The sequence below is a fragment of the Bacterioplanes sanyensis genome, assembly GCF_014652515.1.
Classification (GTDB): domain Bacteria; phylum Pseudomonadota; class Gammaproteobacteria; order Pseudomonadales; family Oceanobacteraceae; genus Bacterioplanes; species Bacterioplanes sanyensis.
Map to the genome: position 1 here is coordinate 28,571 of NZ_BMYY01000005.1, position 15,842 is coordinate 44,412.

Sequence of the window (15,842 nt, forward strand, 5' to 3'; positions counted from 1 at the left end):
GTCTTGCGCAATTACCACAGTGCCCGCCACAAGCAGGCAGTGATACTACGTAATAAAACGCACCAGATTTTGATTTAACAAAGGCGAAATCGTGATGACTACACAATCAGTCGATGTGCTCCTCGTCGGTGGCGGGGTGATGAGTGCGACTCTGGGTACCCTGCTCACCCGTCTGGACCCAACACTCAAATTAGCCATGGTTGAGCGCTTGGATCATGTTGCTCACGAAAGTACCGATGGCTGGAATAATGCTGGCACGGGCCACGCCGGCTACTGCGAGCTGAACTACACACCGCAAAATGATGATGGCAGCGTCACCATCGACCGCGCGCTCACCATCAATGCCAACTTCGAAATATCCTTGCAACTCTGGAGCCATCTAGTAGAAAACGGTGACTTGCCAGAGCCAAAGAACTTCATCAACACTACGCCGCATTTGAGCTTTGTGTGGGGCGAAGACAACGTTAAGTTTCTACGCGAGCGCCACCGCTTGCTGTCAGCTCATCATTTGTTTGCTGACATGGAATACAGCGAAGATCCGGCCGTTTTGGCCGAGTGGATGCCACTGGTAATGGAAGGCCGTGACCCAGCAGAGCCCGTCGCAGCCACCCGCGTCAGCTATGGTGCCGATGTCGACTTTGGTTCATTGACTCGCAACATGGTCGCGCAGCTGCAAAAAACGGACAACTTCGAGTTGCTCCTCAGCCACCAAGTGGAAGATTTTGACAAGCAAAGCGATGGCAGCTGGAATGTTGAGCTCGAAGATCGCGTCAGCGGCAACAGCAAAGTCGTTAATGCACGCTTTGTTTTCCTTGGTGCTGGCGGTGGCGCACTGCCACTACTGCAGGCCTCTGGTGTTGAAGAGGCTAATGGTTACGGCGGCTTCCCGGTATCTGGTCAGTGGCTGGTATGTAAAGACCAAGACATTGTGAAACGCCACAGTGCCAAAGTGTACGGTAAAGCAGCCATCGGTGCTCCGCCGATGTCGGTGCCACACTTAGATACCCGCATCATCAACGGTGAGCCCGCCCTGCTGTTTGGCCCCTTTGCTGGCTTTACCACCAAGTTCTTAAAGAAAGGCTCCAAGCTGGATCTGCTCAAGTCGGTTTCGATCAGCAACATGATTCCGATGATGTCGGTGGGCATGAACAACATGGACCTGACCAAGTACCTGATCAGCGAAGTGATGCAATCCCACGATGAGCGCTGTGCCTCGCTGCGCAACTACTTCCCAGGCTGCAACGATGATGACTGGACTTTGGCCGATGCCGGCCAGCGTGTGCAAATCATTAAGCGCGATGCCCAAGGGCGCGGTAAGCTGGAGTTTGGTACCGAGCTGGTGGCCGCCAAAGACGGCAGCATAGCCGCCTTGTTGGGTGCGTCACCGGGTGCTTCGGTAGCAGTGAAAGCCATGCTCGAAGTGCTGGAGCGCTGCTTCCCAGAGCAACTGCAAAACGGCTGGGGCGAGCGTCTACGGGAAATGATCCCATCGTATGGCCAATCTCTGGTCGACGATGCCGAGCTATTAAACGGCATTCGACAGCGCACGCTGCAAACTCTGCAGCTGGGCTAGTTTTTCTGCATCCACAAAAAAGGCCAGCATGATGCTGGCCTTTTTTAGTGCCGCTTGCCCCACTACTTCACGCGGCCTCGACACTCGTATCGCTCTCGGCAGCAGTGTCGCTCTCACCATCGGTGTTGCCCTCTGTGGCAGAGCCTTCGTCATTCGCAGAACTGTCATCCGTTGCATCGCCAGCAGAGTCACCGGTCTCACTATCAGCCTCACTACCAGCCTCGCTATCAACTTCACCATCGACGGTTTCATTATCGCTGGCCGTATCACCCTCTGCAGCTTCCTCACCCGGCCAGACATCGCTGCCATCCACCGCCAACGCCGTATGCTCGAGCCCTAGGCAATAGCTTTGGGCATCCGCCGCGTAAAACTGTAACTCAAGTGGCGGCAAGGTCAGAGCATCCACTCGCGGCTGAATCATGTCGCTGGCTTTGATGCCGTACATCGCCAGAAATGGTCGCACATCCCGTGCCAGCGCCTGTGACATCGCCACCACCAGCCAATCATTGGCGCCCATTTCCTGCGCTAATGACCAAGGAATGGAAGTAAAGCCCAAGGCTTCACGCTGTGCTAACCAACTGCTGTTGCTTGCCATCGCTGCGCTAAACCGACGCTCCAACAAGTGCAGGCGCGGCAATAGCATCCATCCATCCTGCAAGGCACCTTGCATTTGCGCCGCCATCATCAACTGCAAATACACCGCAGCACCATGGGTCCAGCGACGGTAGTCATGCTGCTCAATCGAAGCAAAAGCATCGTCGCTTTGCTGTGCGGCAACGATGGCATCAAACCACTGCCTAAACGGCAGCGCTTGGCACTGAGGCACTTGGCCTGTGTCTAAATAGTGACGATATTTGCTGTAATAGGAATACAAATTGGTGGCGCTGTACTCCCCCCAACCGTCAAAGCGGAATAATGGCCGTGTCAAATTGCGACCAAGCTGGTGCAGGTCGCCATGACTGGTGGGCAGCGGTCGCCAATCGGCGTCATAGGGGTTGCCAGCGCAGCCCCAGCCGCAGCTGGCTTGGTCGGCGTTCATGTGTTGAACCTGCTGGCGCGGTGTTAGCTCCAAACCGTACTGCAGGGCAAAGTTGCTGATCTCCAGCACTTCATCAATGCCTTCTCCCTGAAAACCAGCCAGCATATGCGGCAGTTGATCCAGATAGCGCTGTGTATCTGTCGCCAAGGCTTGCGGCGTCACCGCCCAATCCTCGACAGAGGCTTGCAACTTGTCGCGCTTGGCGTGGATCTCAAAATAAGGCGTGGCCAACTCTGCCCAATCGTAATCGTCCGCGGCTAGATCACCAAAAAAAGCGGTACTGTCTTCGATACCCTTCCAATATGGATGCAGGCCAATGTTCTCAACCAACAGCTTGATCGGGCTGTTATTGTCACTAAAGCCCAGCTGCAGCGGTCCGCCGTAAGGCGAGGTTAGTTGAATCGTTTCCCCCGCCGGCAAGTTAATGGCGACCGAGCGCAAAAACCTAGGCCGATTGTATTCGTTTCGTCCCTGCCACCAGCGGGTGGCGCTGTCGCGCACACTGTTGATAAACACAGTGACATCAGCAGCACTGCCGTCATAGCGACGAATGGTCACGGTTTGCCCTGGCAGTACATACACACCGGTTGAACGGAAAGGCGGTCGACTGCGGGTTTCTATCGATTGATTCACCGGCGTGATATGGGAGAAATCCGTGCGGCTAAAATTACCTAAATCCGGCGCGGCAGGCGCGCTAGAGCGGGAATAGTATGCGCTAACATCGGCAAACATGGCGCGTAAAAACTCTGGCGTGGGTGTGCTGAGCCGATCCATGGGGTAACGCACCTGTTGGCGCGCGGCGTCACCCGCCAATACTAACCAAGGCAGCCAGCCAGACACTTGACCGTCAAATAGAGCGGTGTTGGCCGCATCCAGCTCACGCAACTGCTGCTGCAGTGCCTGAGCTCCCTGCCAAAACTGTGCATAAAAACCGGCTACATTGCGACAATCGCCGTCTTGGCACAGGCTAAAGTCGAACTGGCTGTCGCCATCGAGCAGTGTCTTCACCGTGCGCTGAATGTCCGCTTCTGGGGCTGGCAACTTGCCAATGTAAGGCGCCATGTTCAGATCATCCAGCACATAACCAGCGCTGTTGTTGCCCAAATAATCCACCTGCAGCGCCTCTAGTACCGCGCGGCCAATATCATTAGGTGCGCCCTGCTGCCAATACAAAACACCGATGCCCTGCTGCTGTACCTGGTCCAGCGCCAACATCAGGCCTTCGCGTTGGTCTGGCTGGCCTTGCTGCCCCAAAATCAACACATCCACTTCGGTGGTCAAACAGCCCAGCAGGTTGACCCCATCGCAGGCACCTAAGGCACTGAATTCACTTTCTGGAAAGTAAGTTAACAGCCACTCACGCATGGCCTGCTCTGCCGTTTGCGGCAAATGCGCCAAGGCGATGGTTAACGGGCTGGCATCGGCCACATCGCGCTGAGCCAGCCAGGCAAGGCTAGAGCGTTGCCACTTGTTTACTGCGGCATTGATGTTGTCATCGCTGGCGATCATAGGGTTAACGCCCATGACCAACTGACGCTGGCCATCATCACCGCTGATGGCAGCAAATACGGCCTGGTCACTTTCACCCTCAGCGCTCACATCACTCAAAAGCGCCGGCGCACTTAAGCCAAAGCGTGTTTGCAGCCGCACGGCATCGGCGGGCAGTTGCCAGCTCAGACCCGTGGTTAATAATTGCTGCTGAGCATTGTCGTACCTGTGCTGATCCAACGCCAGTTGATTGAGGGCCACCTGCAATAAGGTGTCTAGGCCTAGGCCTTCGGCCACAATGCCCTGTTGCAGCGATTGCTGCAGTAAGGCCACTTGGGCTTGGCTTAGATCGTTAAATAACGGGTCTGGCTGTGTATTGCCCGTGTTGTTGCCCGTGTTGTTGTCGGTGTTGTTGTCGGTGTTGTTGTCGGTGTTGTTGTCGGTGTTGTTGTCAGTGCTGCCATCCGAGTTTTCACCGCCGTTAGCATCGTCATCCGTATTGCTTTCGTCGGTGTCGTCGCCCTGATTGCCAGGTGTCTTATCCGGGTCGTCAGAATCGTCGCTATTATCATCAGCCGGCGGCGTTTCGTTGCCAGCCTCGTCATCAACCTGAGTCGGCACTTCTTCCTTGTTGTCTCTGTTGTCACCTGAACTGTCGCCTGAGCTACCGCCACAGCCTGCCATCAGGGCTACAAACAGAGTCGTTATCATCCACTTCATACTGGCTCGCTTATTATTACCGAACGTTCGCCTAGCTACAGCTGCTGAGTGTACGCTCACTGCTGGTGAGCTGCCCGTTGTTGTCGAGTTTCGTCTAAATATTGACACAATTGTCGCGTTCCTTGCAGAAACCTGGGCGTAGGACGGTGAAACAAATCCGGGTGTATGTGATACAAACTGCCTGATTGTACCGCGGCCAGCGCTGGAAAGCGCTGCCACTCATCCAGCCATTCAGGCCTTGCAGCGCCCATACCAGACGCAACGATGGCTTCTGGGTTGGCTGCCAGCACCGCCTCCAGGCTGATTTGCGGTGCACGAATGTTTAACTCAGCAAAGACATTGCGCCCACCGCACAGCTCAATGGCGCGGGAAATAAAGGTATCGCCATTCTGTGTCATTAATGGCTCATGCCAGACTTGATAAAACACTCGCACGCTGGCGCGCTGTTGATATCGCTGGCGCAGCTCAGCCACTTGTCGGCGCACCTCAGCAGCCTGCAGACGACCTTGCTCCGCTTTACCCGCCAATGCCCCCAGTGTTTCCAAATTGCGAGCAATGCCCTCGTAACTGTTCGGATCCGAGACAAACAAGGTCAGACCCAGCTCGCGCAAGCGCTGCAGCTCGCGATTGGCATTGCCCTCAGGCCAGGCTAGGACGACGTCGGGCTGCAGCGCGACAATGCGCTCAATATTAAGACCGGAATAGCCGCCAACACGCGGCACTTTAAGCGCAGCCGCTGGGTAGTCTGAGTAATCTACCGTGCCGACCAAGCGATCCCCGGCGTCAACGACAAATAACAGCTCGCTGCCGTGGGGCATCAAGCTAACGATGCGTTTTACCGGCTTTTCAAACTGGAACTGCTGACCGCTGTCATCGGTCAGCGTGAAGCCAAGCGCGGGCAACGCCAGCCACATCAGCGCCAGCATGGCGCTCAACCGGCGCTTAGTTAAACCATTCCACTGCATGATTGATCGTCCTATCACGGTTGATTTTGACTCCCCAAAGCCTGGCCTAAGCGCTGCCAGCCCGGCTCAGTGCCCGGCCACCCCAAACGCACACGCTGTTGCTCAGCAAAATAGCGGCTCCAAATGTGCTGCTCTGCGAGGCGCTGCTGTAAGCGTGAATCGGCTTGTATGGTGACAAACAAAGGCTGGCTGGCAAGATAAGGACACCCCTTATCATCTAACAGACGTTGCATTCGCTGCTGCGCGATGAGCAAGCGTTGGCGTTGTTGCTGCTGCCAGGCATCATCGAGCAAGGCTTGCTGCATGATAGCAAGGCCCGGACCGTTCACCGCCCAGGGGCCAAGCCAGTCGCACAGCAAGTCGATGTAACGAGCACTGGCAAAGCACACCCCCAAACGCCACCCCGCCAGACCAAAGAACTTACCCAGCGAGCGCAACACAAATACGCCGTCGCAAGCAGGCCGATGCAGCAGACTGTGCTGCGGCCAAACATCCATAAAGGCTTCGTCGACCACCAGCCAGCCGCCTTCCAGCTGTTGCTGCCATTGCCACAGCTGCGTCGCTGACCACAACTGGCCACTGGGGTTGTCCGGATTCACCAACACCAACGCCGCCGGTGGCGCTTGCACAGCCAATGCATGGACAAGGGCGTCAGGGGTGAAAAAGCACACATCAAAGCCCGCCAGCGACCAACGCCAGACATGCTCGCCGTAACTGCCGGCCAGCAGCCATACCTGATTCGACTTGCCCCGATATTGCTGACGGTGCAGCCAAGGCAACCACTGAATCACCGCCTGACTGCCGGCCACGGCCTCCGCCCGCCAGCCCTTGGCCGGCTGATAATACGCCTGAATGGCGTCGTACACGGCTTCGGTGGTTTGCGGCAAATGATGGCCTGCCTCTGCCGACGGCCACTCATGAGGGTAAGCCCAAGGGCTGATCGCCGCCGACAAATCCAACCATTGCTCTGCCGTGCCGCCGTATTGATGCAGCGCGCGCTGTAAATCACCGCCATGCTGCGGCCGACTTACCATAGTGCCACCGCCACCCAAAGCGCACACCAGAGCACCAGAACATCGCGCACCAGGCGACGTCCACGCGCCAAATCAAGACGACTGGCCCTTGGCCCTTCACCCATATCGGGTTTGGGCTGCCATTGTTGCTGATACCAGCCGCCACGACTCAAGCGCACTCCAAGCACACCCGCACCGACGCACATCACCACCCCGCCGTTTGGGCTGGCACAAGCGCTGGCCTGCTGTCGCCAACAGCGCCAGCCCACGGTGCCGCGACGGCGCAATAGGATAAAACTCAGCGCCGTCAGCCGTGCAGGCAGCCAAGCCAGCACATCATCGAGACGCGCGGCGGCCCAGCCAAACTGGCGATAGCGCTCATTGCGATACCCCCACATGGCATCCAGGGTGTTACTCCAACGATGCAGCAGCGCTGCCGCAGGCCCGGCAACGGCAAACCAGAACAGGCTGGCAAACAGGGCATCGACGCTGTTTTCCAGCAAACTCTCCAGCGCCGCTTGGGCAATTTCATCTTGATTGAGCGTCGAGGTGTCGCGACTGACGATCCAGCTTAAGTAGCGCCGCGCCTGCTCGATGTTCTGTTCATCTAACGCCTGCTCTATCCAGCCGATGTGTTGCAACAGGCTGGCGTATCCCAAACAGTGGTAGAGCAGCACTGTGGCCAGCAGCCCATTCACGATACCCGTCAGCCAGGTACTGCCGGAGATGACAGGCCAGCTCGTGGCCAGCACCAGCGCCGGGCTTAACATCAACAGCAGCGCTATCATGCCAGCCAGGCGCAGATGGCGGCCCAGCAAGGTACGCAAGACGCGCTCAACTTGCTGGGCCAGCAGGCCAAAGCCGACCAATGGGTGCCAACGGCGAGGCTCAGCCACTAAACGATCCAAGCCAAGGGCCAGCATCATCATCACGGCCCCCTTGGCCGAAAACCACAGCATTCGTTACTTTCCTGTCATAGAATGGCGCGCAGTGTACCTGATTGCGGCAGTTATGAGCCAAGTAGCCTCTTTTCCCCAAAGACAAACCCTGATGATTCAGGGCACTACGTCAGATGCTGGCAAAAGCATACTGGTGTGCGCCTTTGGCCGCTGGCTAGCGCGTCAGGGCAAAGCGGTGGCGCCGTTTAAGCCACAAAACATGGCCCTTAACAGTGCCGTTACCGCTTGTGGTGGTGAGATAGGCCGAGCGCAAGCACTGCAAGCTCAGGCCTGTGGCATCGACGCCAGTGTGCACATGAACCCAGTGCTGCTGAAACCCACCGCCGACACCGGTGCGCAGGTGATTATTCAAGGCCAGGTGCACTCGCAGCTTAATGCTCGCCAGTACCACGACTACAAGACCACGGCCATGGCGGCGGTGCTGGATTCGTATCAACAACTGCAGCAAAGCTATGACTGGATTGTGGTCGAAGGCGCTGGCAGCCCAGCCGAAATCAACCTGCGTGATCGCGACATTGCCAACATGGGCTTCGCCGAAGCTGCGGATTGCCCAGTGATCATCGTGGCGGATATCGATCGCGGCGGCGTGTTCGCTCATTTGATTGGTACCCTGGCCTGCTTGAGCGCAAGCGAACAAGCCAGAGTCATCGGTTTTGTGATCAACCGTTTTCGCGGCGACCTGTCGTTACTGCAACCCGGTTTGGATTGGCTAGAACAACAAACGGGCAAGCCCGTGTTAGCCGTGCTGCCCTATTTGCACGGTCTGTATTTAGACGCCGAGGATGCCATCGCCCACGATCAGATTGTGGACCCTCAGGCACAGCGGTTAAAGGTCGTCGCCCCGGCACTGCCTCACATCAGCAATCACACCGATTTGGATGCACTGCGCTGCCACCCACAAGTGGATCTGCAGCTGATCGGACCAGGGCAAACACCACCGCCGGCCGATTGGGTGATTCTGCCCGGCTCCAAAAACAGCCGCGCCGATTTGCACTGGCTGCAACAACAGGGCTGGCCGCACTATTTGCATCGTCATTTGCGTTACGGCGGTAAAGTGCTGGGCATATGTGGCGGCCTGCAAATGTTGGGCAGTTATATTGACGACCCGCACGGCATGGAAGGTGAGGCAGGTAGCAGCCAAGCGCTGGGGCTAATGCCCTATCGCACCTGCATGGCAGCGGTTAAACAACTGCGCCAACAACAAGGCCGGCTCACGCTGCAGCACCAAAGCGTCGCCGCCAGCGGTTACGAGATTCATCAAGGCGATTTTGTCAGCCCGCCGTCACTGACGGCGGTATTGCATGATCATAACGGCGACGCCGGCGGCTGGCTCAGCGACGATCAGCAAATACTCGCCACCTACTGGCATGGCCTCCTCGACTCGGCTGAGACATTGACCGCCATGCTGAACTGGGCTGGCCTGAAGGATGCCGCCGCGGTCAGTTTCCACGAGCAACGCGAACAACAGTTAGAGCGTCTAGCAGATACCCTAGAGCAACAGCTGGATCAAACTCAGCTGGCCAAACAACTGCAGTCGTGGCGGCTACCCAATACGACTAAAAACAAGTCAATCAGTAACAAGTCTTAACCGCAGCAGCATTGCATTTTCATGACAGCGGCATTAACCTCCGCGCCGCCTGTTAGGCACAGGGCCGACAATGAGCGTATTTGCGACGCCCTGACTCTCCGTTTAATTCAGCAGGAAATCGCCATGGTCGATCCGGATCAGGTCTTTCAGAGTTACGGCCGCAGCTGTAATAATCCCCAGTTTTATGAAGACTTTTATAACAACTTCATGAGCCAGTCTGATGAAGTGCGCAAGATGTTCGCTAATACCGATATGTCAGCCCAGCGCGGTTTGCTGCGTGGCGGCATTATGTGGCTGGTGATGCATGCCCGTGGTATGTCGGATGCCAAAATCCGTGCCTTGGGCGAAAGCCACAGTCGTGAAAAGCTGAATATTCATCCGTCCTACTACAGCCTATGGCTCGATGCATTGATTGATACCCTGCGCATTCACGACCCAGAGTTCAGCCCGCAGCTGGAAACTACATGGCGTGCGACGCTGTCACCCAGCATTGAAATGATCAAAAGCATGTACTGATGGCTGGTTTAGCCAACCACGATTGCGATCATTAGCCCAGCTTCCAGCACCTCGACGCTGGCACCCAAGGTGTCACCTGTGTAGCCGCCCAAGCGCTGCTGCATCAGGTGGCGCAGCCATAAGATCATGACCCCAGCGAACAGCAGCGCCAGAATGGCCTGGCGCTGCAATAGCACGGCTGCAAACACGACCCAGGGCGTTGCCAACAACAGCAGCTGCAAAGCTGAAAAGCCCTTACTCAAGCCAGACGCCATGCCCTGCTCACGGGCATAGGGCAAGCTTGCCACCAAGGCCCACAACGCCAAGCGCGCCATCACCGGCACCGCCAACAGCACTGCCCATAAGTTCAGTGACGGCGTCTCGATCAGTGCCGCTAAGGCACTGACTTTCAGCAGCAGCACCAACACCACGGCAACCACCGCCGCCGGGCCAGCTTGGGGGTCTTTCATAATCTCTAGGGTGCGCTTGCGGTCGCCAAAACCGCCAAGCCAGGCATCAGAGCTGTCGGCCAGGCCATCTAAATGCAATGCCCCGGTTAGCAGCACCCAGGCCGTGAGCACGATACTGGCGCTGACCAACGGCGATAACAGCGGCCGATGCCACAACAAAAGCGCCGCCAAACCGGCCAGTAAGGCGCCCAAAATCAAGCCCACCGCGGGGTAATACAACAAAGCCCGCTGCTGTACCTGCGGGCTTATGTGCGTCAACCTGGGCATGGGGATGCGCGTCAGCATCAACATGGCGTAAACAAAAGGCTGCCAGTAGCGCGTCATCGCCGCACCTCGCATTCAGCAGAATGCAGTGGGGAGTTGAGTTCGCTACCGTCCATGGCTTGCAGGCTGACCCAATCTTGAGCCGGGTAGTGATCGTCGCCCATGCTGTGGACCACGCCAAACTGCAACCAGCCAGCGTAAGGAATGGCCAGCCGATTCATGGCTTGTGGCGCCAGTTGCAGCAATGCTTGCGCCAATATCCGCATGACGCCACCGTGGCAAACCACGATCACGACCTGACCGCGATATTCGCTCAATAACCTTTTCCATGCAGCCAGCACCCGCTGTTGCAATGCGCTTACCGGCTCGCCGCCGGGCGCACAAAAATTAAGTGGGTCTTGCCACAGCTGCTGCGCCTGCTGACCGGACTCCGCCAGCACCTCAGCCACCGGCCGATTCTCCCACTCGCCGTAGTCGATTTCGCGCCAAGCGCTGTCAACCTGACACGTCAGTTGGTAATGCGCCGCCAACCAGCGCGCACTGCTCAGGCAGCGTTGCAGCGGCGAGCTCACCACCGCCGTTGGCGTAACATTCGCCAAACACTGCTGCACGCGCTGGCGAAACTGCCAATCGCCATGCTGCGACAACGCCATGTCGGTCACGCCGCGAAAAACATTGCCGCCGACGGGCTCGCCGTGGCGCAGCAAATGGACTTGGGTCGCCGTCACGGCCCAGATACCTCAGCTTCAGCAAAAGTGGCCATGTCGCGATGCAAGGCCAAAGCTAAGCGCAGCAACGGCAAGGCTGTGGCCGCCCCAGAGCCTTCGCCTAAACGCATGCCCAACTGCAACAGCGGCTCGGCCTGCAAAGCAGCCAATAGCTGACAATGCCCGGGCTCGGCTGAGCCATGCGAAAACAACAACCAGTCACGCACGGCCGGATTTAATTGCACCGCCAGCAATGCCGCACTGGTGGCGATAAAACCGTCGACCAAAGCAGGAATGCCAAGCTGCGCGGCACGCACATACGCACCCGCCATGGCTGCGATTTCCAGCCCACCCAGTTGCGCCAAGGCTTGCAACGGAGTCGGCGCTGGTTGCTCAGTCAGCGCCCGCTGCAGCGCTTGCTCCAACACCTGTTGTTTATGCGCCAGGCGGCCATCATCCAGGCCCGTTCCCGGCCCCACCAGTTCCGCCACCGGCTGTTGCAGTAAGCAGGCGCTTAACACCGTCGCCGCTGAGGTGTTGGCGATGCCCATTTCACCGGCAATCAACAGCTGTGCTTGCTCACTCGCTAAACGCTCAGCCTGTTCCGCACCCAGCTGCAGCGCCTGGCGCGCTTGTATTTCCGTCATCGCGGCTTGCTGGCTAAAGTCGGCTGTACCTGCCATCACCGGCCGATGAACAATACCGGCCAACGATTCGCAATCGCTGGCGGTACCACAGTTAACCAGGGTCAGAGGCAATTGCTGCTGGCGCGCCAACACCGACATGGCAGCGCCGCCACTGGCAAAGTTTTTCAGCATTTCTACCGTCACGGCTTGAGGAAACGCCGATACCCCCTGAGCCGCAACGCCATGATCACCGGCAAACAGCACACACTGCACTCGTTCTAAGGTCGGTAACGTTTGCCCTTGTAAAGCGGCCAGCTGGATGGCCACTTGCTCTAACATGCCCAGCGAACCCGGCGGCTTGGTCAGTTGGTTCTGGCGCTCGCTCGCCTGCTGGCGTGCTTGATCATTTGGGGTTTGCGTTGGGCTTTGCCACCAGTCATTGGCGACGTTTGCATGCATCATGGTGTAACTCCATAAGGGGGAAAGGTCAGCTGGCCGTAGCGTTTTAGCGCCTGCGGCAAACCGGCAGTCACTAGGGTGACGTGATGAACCTGTGCGGCGATGGCTTGATGCAAGCGACCGCTTTCATCGACAAAGCGCCGGCTCAACTCACCCATGGGCACCACGCCCTGGCCTACCTCATTACTGACCATTAACACAGGAACAGTCTGGCATTGTAACTGCTCCAACAGCCGAATGCGCTGCTGTTGCCAGGTTTCTTCACCACTTAACAGACAGTTGCTGAGCCACAACGTAAGACAATCAATCAATACCAGCTCAGAGTGTTCCGCGCCTTGCTGTATTGCCTCAGCCAAAGCGATGGGCTGCTCCAGCGTTTGCCAATGACTCGGACGTTGACGCTGGTGCTTAAGAATGCGGTCGGACATTTCATCATCGCCCGCTTGCGCGGTGGCGATGTAGCACACACTGGCCGCTTGGCTGGCGCGCCATTCGGCGTAGGCACTTTTACCGGAGCGTGCGCCTCCTAGGATCAACTCATGACTGATCACTCCTGCCTTTGCTGGCGTTGACATGCACCCGGCCCTTTTTTTGTCACTATTCTTTATGAGTTTGCAGTGTTCGCGAGCACGTTATTAGAGCATAACTAGGGGGAATCGCCATGAAAGCAAACTCATCGCATGAGCAACGCATGCAGCCACGCTGGGTAGTGCACAGCAGCGTTAGCGTGTTTGAACACGACAGCAAAGATTACATCGGCCTGATGGTCGACTGCTCCCACGGCGGCATGATGATCTCGACCTACGACGCCGTTCCAGCAGGGACACGCTTGCAACTCGACTTGGTCGACATCGCCCCCAACAAGGACAGCCGGCGCACTGGCCACTGTGAGGCAGAAGTGATTTGGAGCGACAAAATCACCCCCAGCCTTTATGGTACTGGCTGTAAGATACATGCCACGGATGACATGCTCGAAACCATGCTGAAAAGCTACCAACCTGATTAAACACACCTCCATGACCAACGCAATTCGACTGGGCATTGACCTGGGCGGCACCAAAACAGAGATCATCGCCCTCGCACCCGACGGCAACATACTGCTGCGCCAGCGCGTAGCGACGCCGGGCAATGACTATCAGGCCATCGTGAACTGCCTGTGCTCATTGGTAGAGCAAGCTCAACAACAGCTGCAAGCTGGAACTTACACCCTCGGCCTAGGCATCCCAGGCGCCATCAGCCCAGCGACGGGCAAGGTAAAAAATGCCAACACCACCTGCCTGATCGGCCAAGACCTCACCACCGATCTGCAAACGCGCCTCGGTGCTCAGCTAGCAGCGCCCATCCGCATCGCCAACGATGCAGACTGCATGGTGTTATCGGAAGCCAGCGACGGTGCCGGCGCCGGTTTTAACAGCGTATTTGGTGTGATTATCGGTACCGGTTGCGGTGGTGGCTGGGTGATCAACGGCCAACTGCATCGCGGCCCCAATGCCATTGCCGGTGAGTGGGGCCATAACCCACTGCCTTGGCGCTCACCGCAGGATGAAGCTTGGGCGTGTTACTGCGGCCAGCAGGGGTGCATCGAAACCTTTGTATCCGGCCCCGGCTTTGCCCGCCATGCCAGGGCCGCCAGTGGCCAATCGTTGACGGCCCAGCAATGGTATCAGCAGGCACAAGACGGTGATGCGACGTCGCAAACTCAAGTGCAGCGCTACCAACAATGGCTGGCACAGGCACTGGCCAGTGTGATCAACGTGATGGACCCAGAAGTCATTGTGTTAGGCGGCGGGCTGTCGAACTGGCTATCGCTGTACGACGAAGTGCCCAAATTATGGGAACAGTTTGTATTTTCAGATCAGGTCAGCACGCCCCTGCGACGCGCTCAACACGGCGATTCCAGCGGCGTGCGTGGCGCCGCTTGGTTAGGCGGTACAGCCTAAGCGGCGCTTGGCGCATGTTAAAGCAGCACACCGCCGATCGTCGCGACGGCAATGACCACCATCCAAATCGACAGCGAACGCCAGTGCAGCTGCTGCCAATCATCCAGCTGCTGGGCAGCCACTTCGCCCTGTCGCTCCAGAGGCACAGGCTGGCCATGATGCTGCAAGGCACTGTACGCCACTTCAAACAAAACATCGGCGCTTTGCGTATTGAGCTTCCACAAGTGCCGTTGCCACACCGGCAGCGCGTGCACAAAGTTCCCCGCCAAGCCGTAGGTAAGCCCCAATAAACGCGCCGGCCCCCACTCCAACCAATGCAAATAGCGCCAGGCCTGCTGGTCACAATCGCTGGCACGGGCATATTGCAAACTAAACCAGGCCAACAAAACGCCAGCCACGTCGGCCACCATGTACCAGAACACCATCAAAAAGAAGTATTCAAACCAGCGCAAAAGCAGGCTGCGAGCAACCTGTTCGTTCATGTGCTCGGCGTCTTCCGTCAGTGCCACTTCTGGTACAGATAAGTGGCGCTCAGCACAGTGGTAAGCGCCCTGAATGTCGCCGTGAGCCAAATCGTGGCGATAGGCGTCTAAATGCTGGCGAATGCCCATATGCGACAACACGTATATCAGCAGCAACACCTCCACCAACGCCGTTGGCAGCCCCCACAGCCAGCGCTGACTGTAAAAAAACAAGCCAGCCAACACCGCCGCCGGCAGCAGTACCACCAGGGCATAGCGCAGATGCCGATGCCAATCGGCAAACGACCTGACACGCTGCCATTGCTGCAACCACCAGGCAAAAGTGCGGCTACGCGTGGAACGCGCGGTCAGCGGCAGCTGGTTTTTGGCCAGCAAGGCAATAAACACAATCAGAAATTTCACGACACCTCCCAGGTTGTGGCGGGCAACTCAGTCATTCCCAACGCTTGCGCCAATCGCATCCAGTCGAACGCCGGACCAGGGTCCGTTTTGCGCCCGGGCGCTATGTGCTCATGGCCAACGATGCGATGACCAATGGGGTAATGCTGTTGCAGGACAGGCACCAGTGCTGCCAGCTGCTGATATTGTTGTTCACTGTAGGGCACATCATCACAGCCCTCTAACTCGATGCCAATGGCAAAGTCGTTGCATTCCACCCGACCGGCAAACTCAGAGCGGCCGGCGTGCCAGGCACGTTGATCAAATGCGACAAACTGAATGACCTGACCGCTGCGCTCGATCAACACATGGGCCGACACTTTAAGGTCAGCAATCTCGGCAAAGTAAGGGTGAGCTTCAGCATCGAGCTGATTTTGAAAGAACTGCTGCACATGACCGCCACCAAACTGACCCGGCGGCAGACTGATGTTGTGCAGCACCAAGGCTGACACATCGCTGTCAATCGGGCGCGGACCAAAGTTGGGCGATGGGCACCAATGCGCTTGTTCCAGTACGTGCTGGCGAATCGTCCAGCCGTTTTGTTTGTTATTCACCAACTATTCCTACACAACGCCTACGCAAACCCTACACAACGCCCACTGAGTGCTTACTCAGT

General features: G+C 57.4%; 15 protein-coding genes. 5 read left to right on the top strand and 10 right to left on the bottom strand.

What is annotated here, in order from left to right:
* The first annotated feature begins 94 nt into the window (after window positions 1-94).
* Window positions 95-1,573, top strand: a complete 1,479-nt coding sequence (gene mqo, locus IE090_RS09195) for a malate dehydrogenase (quinone) (RefSeq protein WP_189388080.1) — start codon at window positions 95-97, stop codon at window positions 1,571-1,573.
* Between the two features lie 67 nt (window positions 1,574-1,640).
* Here the strand turns inward: mqo and IE090_RS09200 are convergent, their stop codons facing one another.
* Genes IE090_RS09200 through cbiB form a run of 4 tightly spaced genes read right to left on the bottom strand, consistent with a single transcriptional unit; the run spans window position 1,641 to window position 7,757 of the window.
* Window positions 1,641-4,820, bottom strand: coding sequence for an ImpA family metalloprotease (locus IE090_RS09200; RefSeq protein ID WP_189388081.1), 3,180 nt, complete (start codon window positions 4,818-4,820; stop codon window positions 1,641-1,643).
* Between the two features lie 56 nt (window positions 4,821-4,876).
* Window positions 4,877-5,785 carry a cobalamin-binding protein gene (locus IE090_RS09205; RefSeq protein ID WP_229815637.1) on the bottom strand — a complete coding sequence of 303 codons (909 nt, stop codon included), beginning with the start codon at window positions 5,783-5,785 and terminating at the stop codon, window positions 4,877-4,879.
* Window positions 5,786-5,799: 14 nt separating this feature from the next.
* Entirely contained in the window at window positions 5,800-6,819 is a 1,020-nt protein-coding gene (locus tag IE090_RS09210) for an aminotransferase class I/II-fold pyridoxal phosphate-dependent enzyme (RefSeq protein WP_189388082.1), read from the bottom strand.
* Complete coding sequence (cbiB, locus tag IE090_RS09215; RefSeq protein ID WP_189388083.1) at window positions 6,813-7,757, bottom strand: adenosylcobinamide-phosphate synthase CbiB; 945 nt, start codon at window positions 7,755-7,757, stop codon at window positions 6,813-6,815. The genes IE090_RS09210 and cbiB overlap by 7 nt, the downstream gene beginning before the upstream one ends.
* Before the next feature lie 52 nt (window positions 7,758-7,809).
* Here cbiB and IE090_RS09220 point away from each other — a divergent pair, with 52 nt between their 5' ends.
* The gene (locus IE090_RS09220; protein ID WP_229815639.1) at window positions 7,810-9,345 is read left to right on the top strand and encodes a cobyric acid synthase; all 1,536 of its coding nucleotides are present in this window, start codon (window positions 7,810-7,812) and stop codon (window positions 9,343-9,345) included.
* 21 nt (window positions 9,346-9,366) lie between these two features.
* The gene (locus tag IE090_RS09225; RefSeq protein WP_229815642.1) at window positions 9,367-9,861 is read left to right on the top strand and encodes a globin; all 495 of its coding nucleotides are present in this window, start codon (window positions 9,367-9,369) and stop codon (window positions 9,859-9,861) included.
* Window positions 9,862-9,869: 8 nt separating this feature from the next.
* On the opposite strand, the gene IE090_RS09230 is transcribed toward IE090_RS09225, so the two are convergent.
* Genes IE090_RS09230 through cobU form a run of 4 tightly spaced genes read right to left on the bottom strand, consistent with a single transcriptional unit; the run spans window position 9,870 to window position 12,941 of the window.
* The gene (locus tag IE090_RS09230; RefSeq protein WP_189388085.1) at window positions 9,870-10,634 is read right to left on the bottom strand and encodes an adenosylcobinamide-GDP ribazoletransferase; all 765 of its coding nucleotides are present in this window, start codon (window positions 10,632-10,634) and stop codon (window positions 9,870-9,872) included.
* Window positions 10,631-11,302: a histidine phosphatase family protein gene (locus tag IE090_RS09235; protein WP_189388086.1), complete on the bottom strand. Its 672-nt coding sequence runs from the start codon at window positions 11,300-11,302 to the stop codon at window positions 10,631-10,633. The genes IE090_RS09230 and IE090_RS09235 overlap by 4 nt, the downstream gene beginning before the upstream one ends.
* Window positions 11,299-12,369, bottom strand: coding sequence for a nicotinate-nucleotide--dimethylbenzimidazole phosphoribosyltransferase (cobT, locus tag IE090_RS09240; RefSeq protein ID WP_189388087.1), 1,071 nt, complete (start codon window positions 12,367-12,369; stop codon window positions 11,299-11,301). Before cobT ends, IE090_RS09235 begins: the two co-directional genes overlap by 4 nt.
* On the bottom strand, window positions 12,366-12,941 hold the full coding sequence (cobU, locus tag IE090_RS09245; RefSeq protein ID WP_189388088.1) for a bifunctional adenosylcobinamide kinase/adenosylcobinamide-phosphate guanylyltransferase: 576 nt from the start codon (window positions 12,939-12,941) through the stop codon (window positions 12,366-12,368). The genes cobT and cobU overlap by 4 nt, the downstream gene beginning before the upstream one ends.
* 86 nt (window positions 12,942-13,027) lie before the next feature.
* Here cobU and IE090_RS09250 point away from each other — a divergent pair, with 86 nt between their 5' ends.
* Both IE090_RS09250 and IE090_RS09255 read left to right on the top strand, forming a co-directional pair.
* Window positions 13,028-13,372 carry a PilZ domain-containing protein gene (locus IE090_RS09250; protein ID WP_189388089.1) on the top strand — a complete coding sequence of 115 codons (345 nt, stop codon included), beginning with the start codon at window positions 13,028-13,030 and terminating at the stop codon, window positions 13,370-13,372.
* A gap of 10 nt (window positions 13,373-13,382) precedes the next feature.
* Window positions 13,383-14,306, top strand: a complete 924-nt coding sequence (locus IE090_RS09255; RefSeq protein WP_189388090.1) for an ROK family protein — start codon at window positions 13,383-13,385, stop codon at window positions 14,304-14,306.
* A gap of 17 nt (window positions 14,307-14,323) precedes the next feature.
* Here the strand turns inward: IE090_RS09255 and ampE are convergent, their stop codons facing one another.
* Window positions 14,324-15,190: a regulatory signaling modulator protein AmpE gene (ampE, locus tag IE090_RS09260; RefSeq protein ID WP_189388091.1), complete on the bottom strand. Its 867-nt coding sequence runs from the start codon at window positions 15,188-15,190 to the stop codon at window positions 14,324-14,326.
* Window positions 15,187-15,783, bottom strand: coding sequence for a 1,6-anhydro-N-acetylmuramyl-L-alanine amidase AmpD (ampD, locus tag IE090_RS09265; protein ID WP_444542206.1), 597 nt, complete (start codon window positions 15,781-15,783; stop codon window positions 15,187-15,189). The genes ampE and ampD overlap by 4 nt, the downstream gene beginning before the upstream one ends.
* Window positions 15,784-15,842 lie beyond the last annotated feature (59 nt).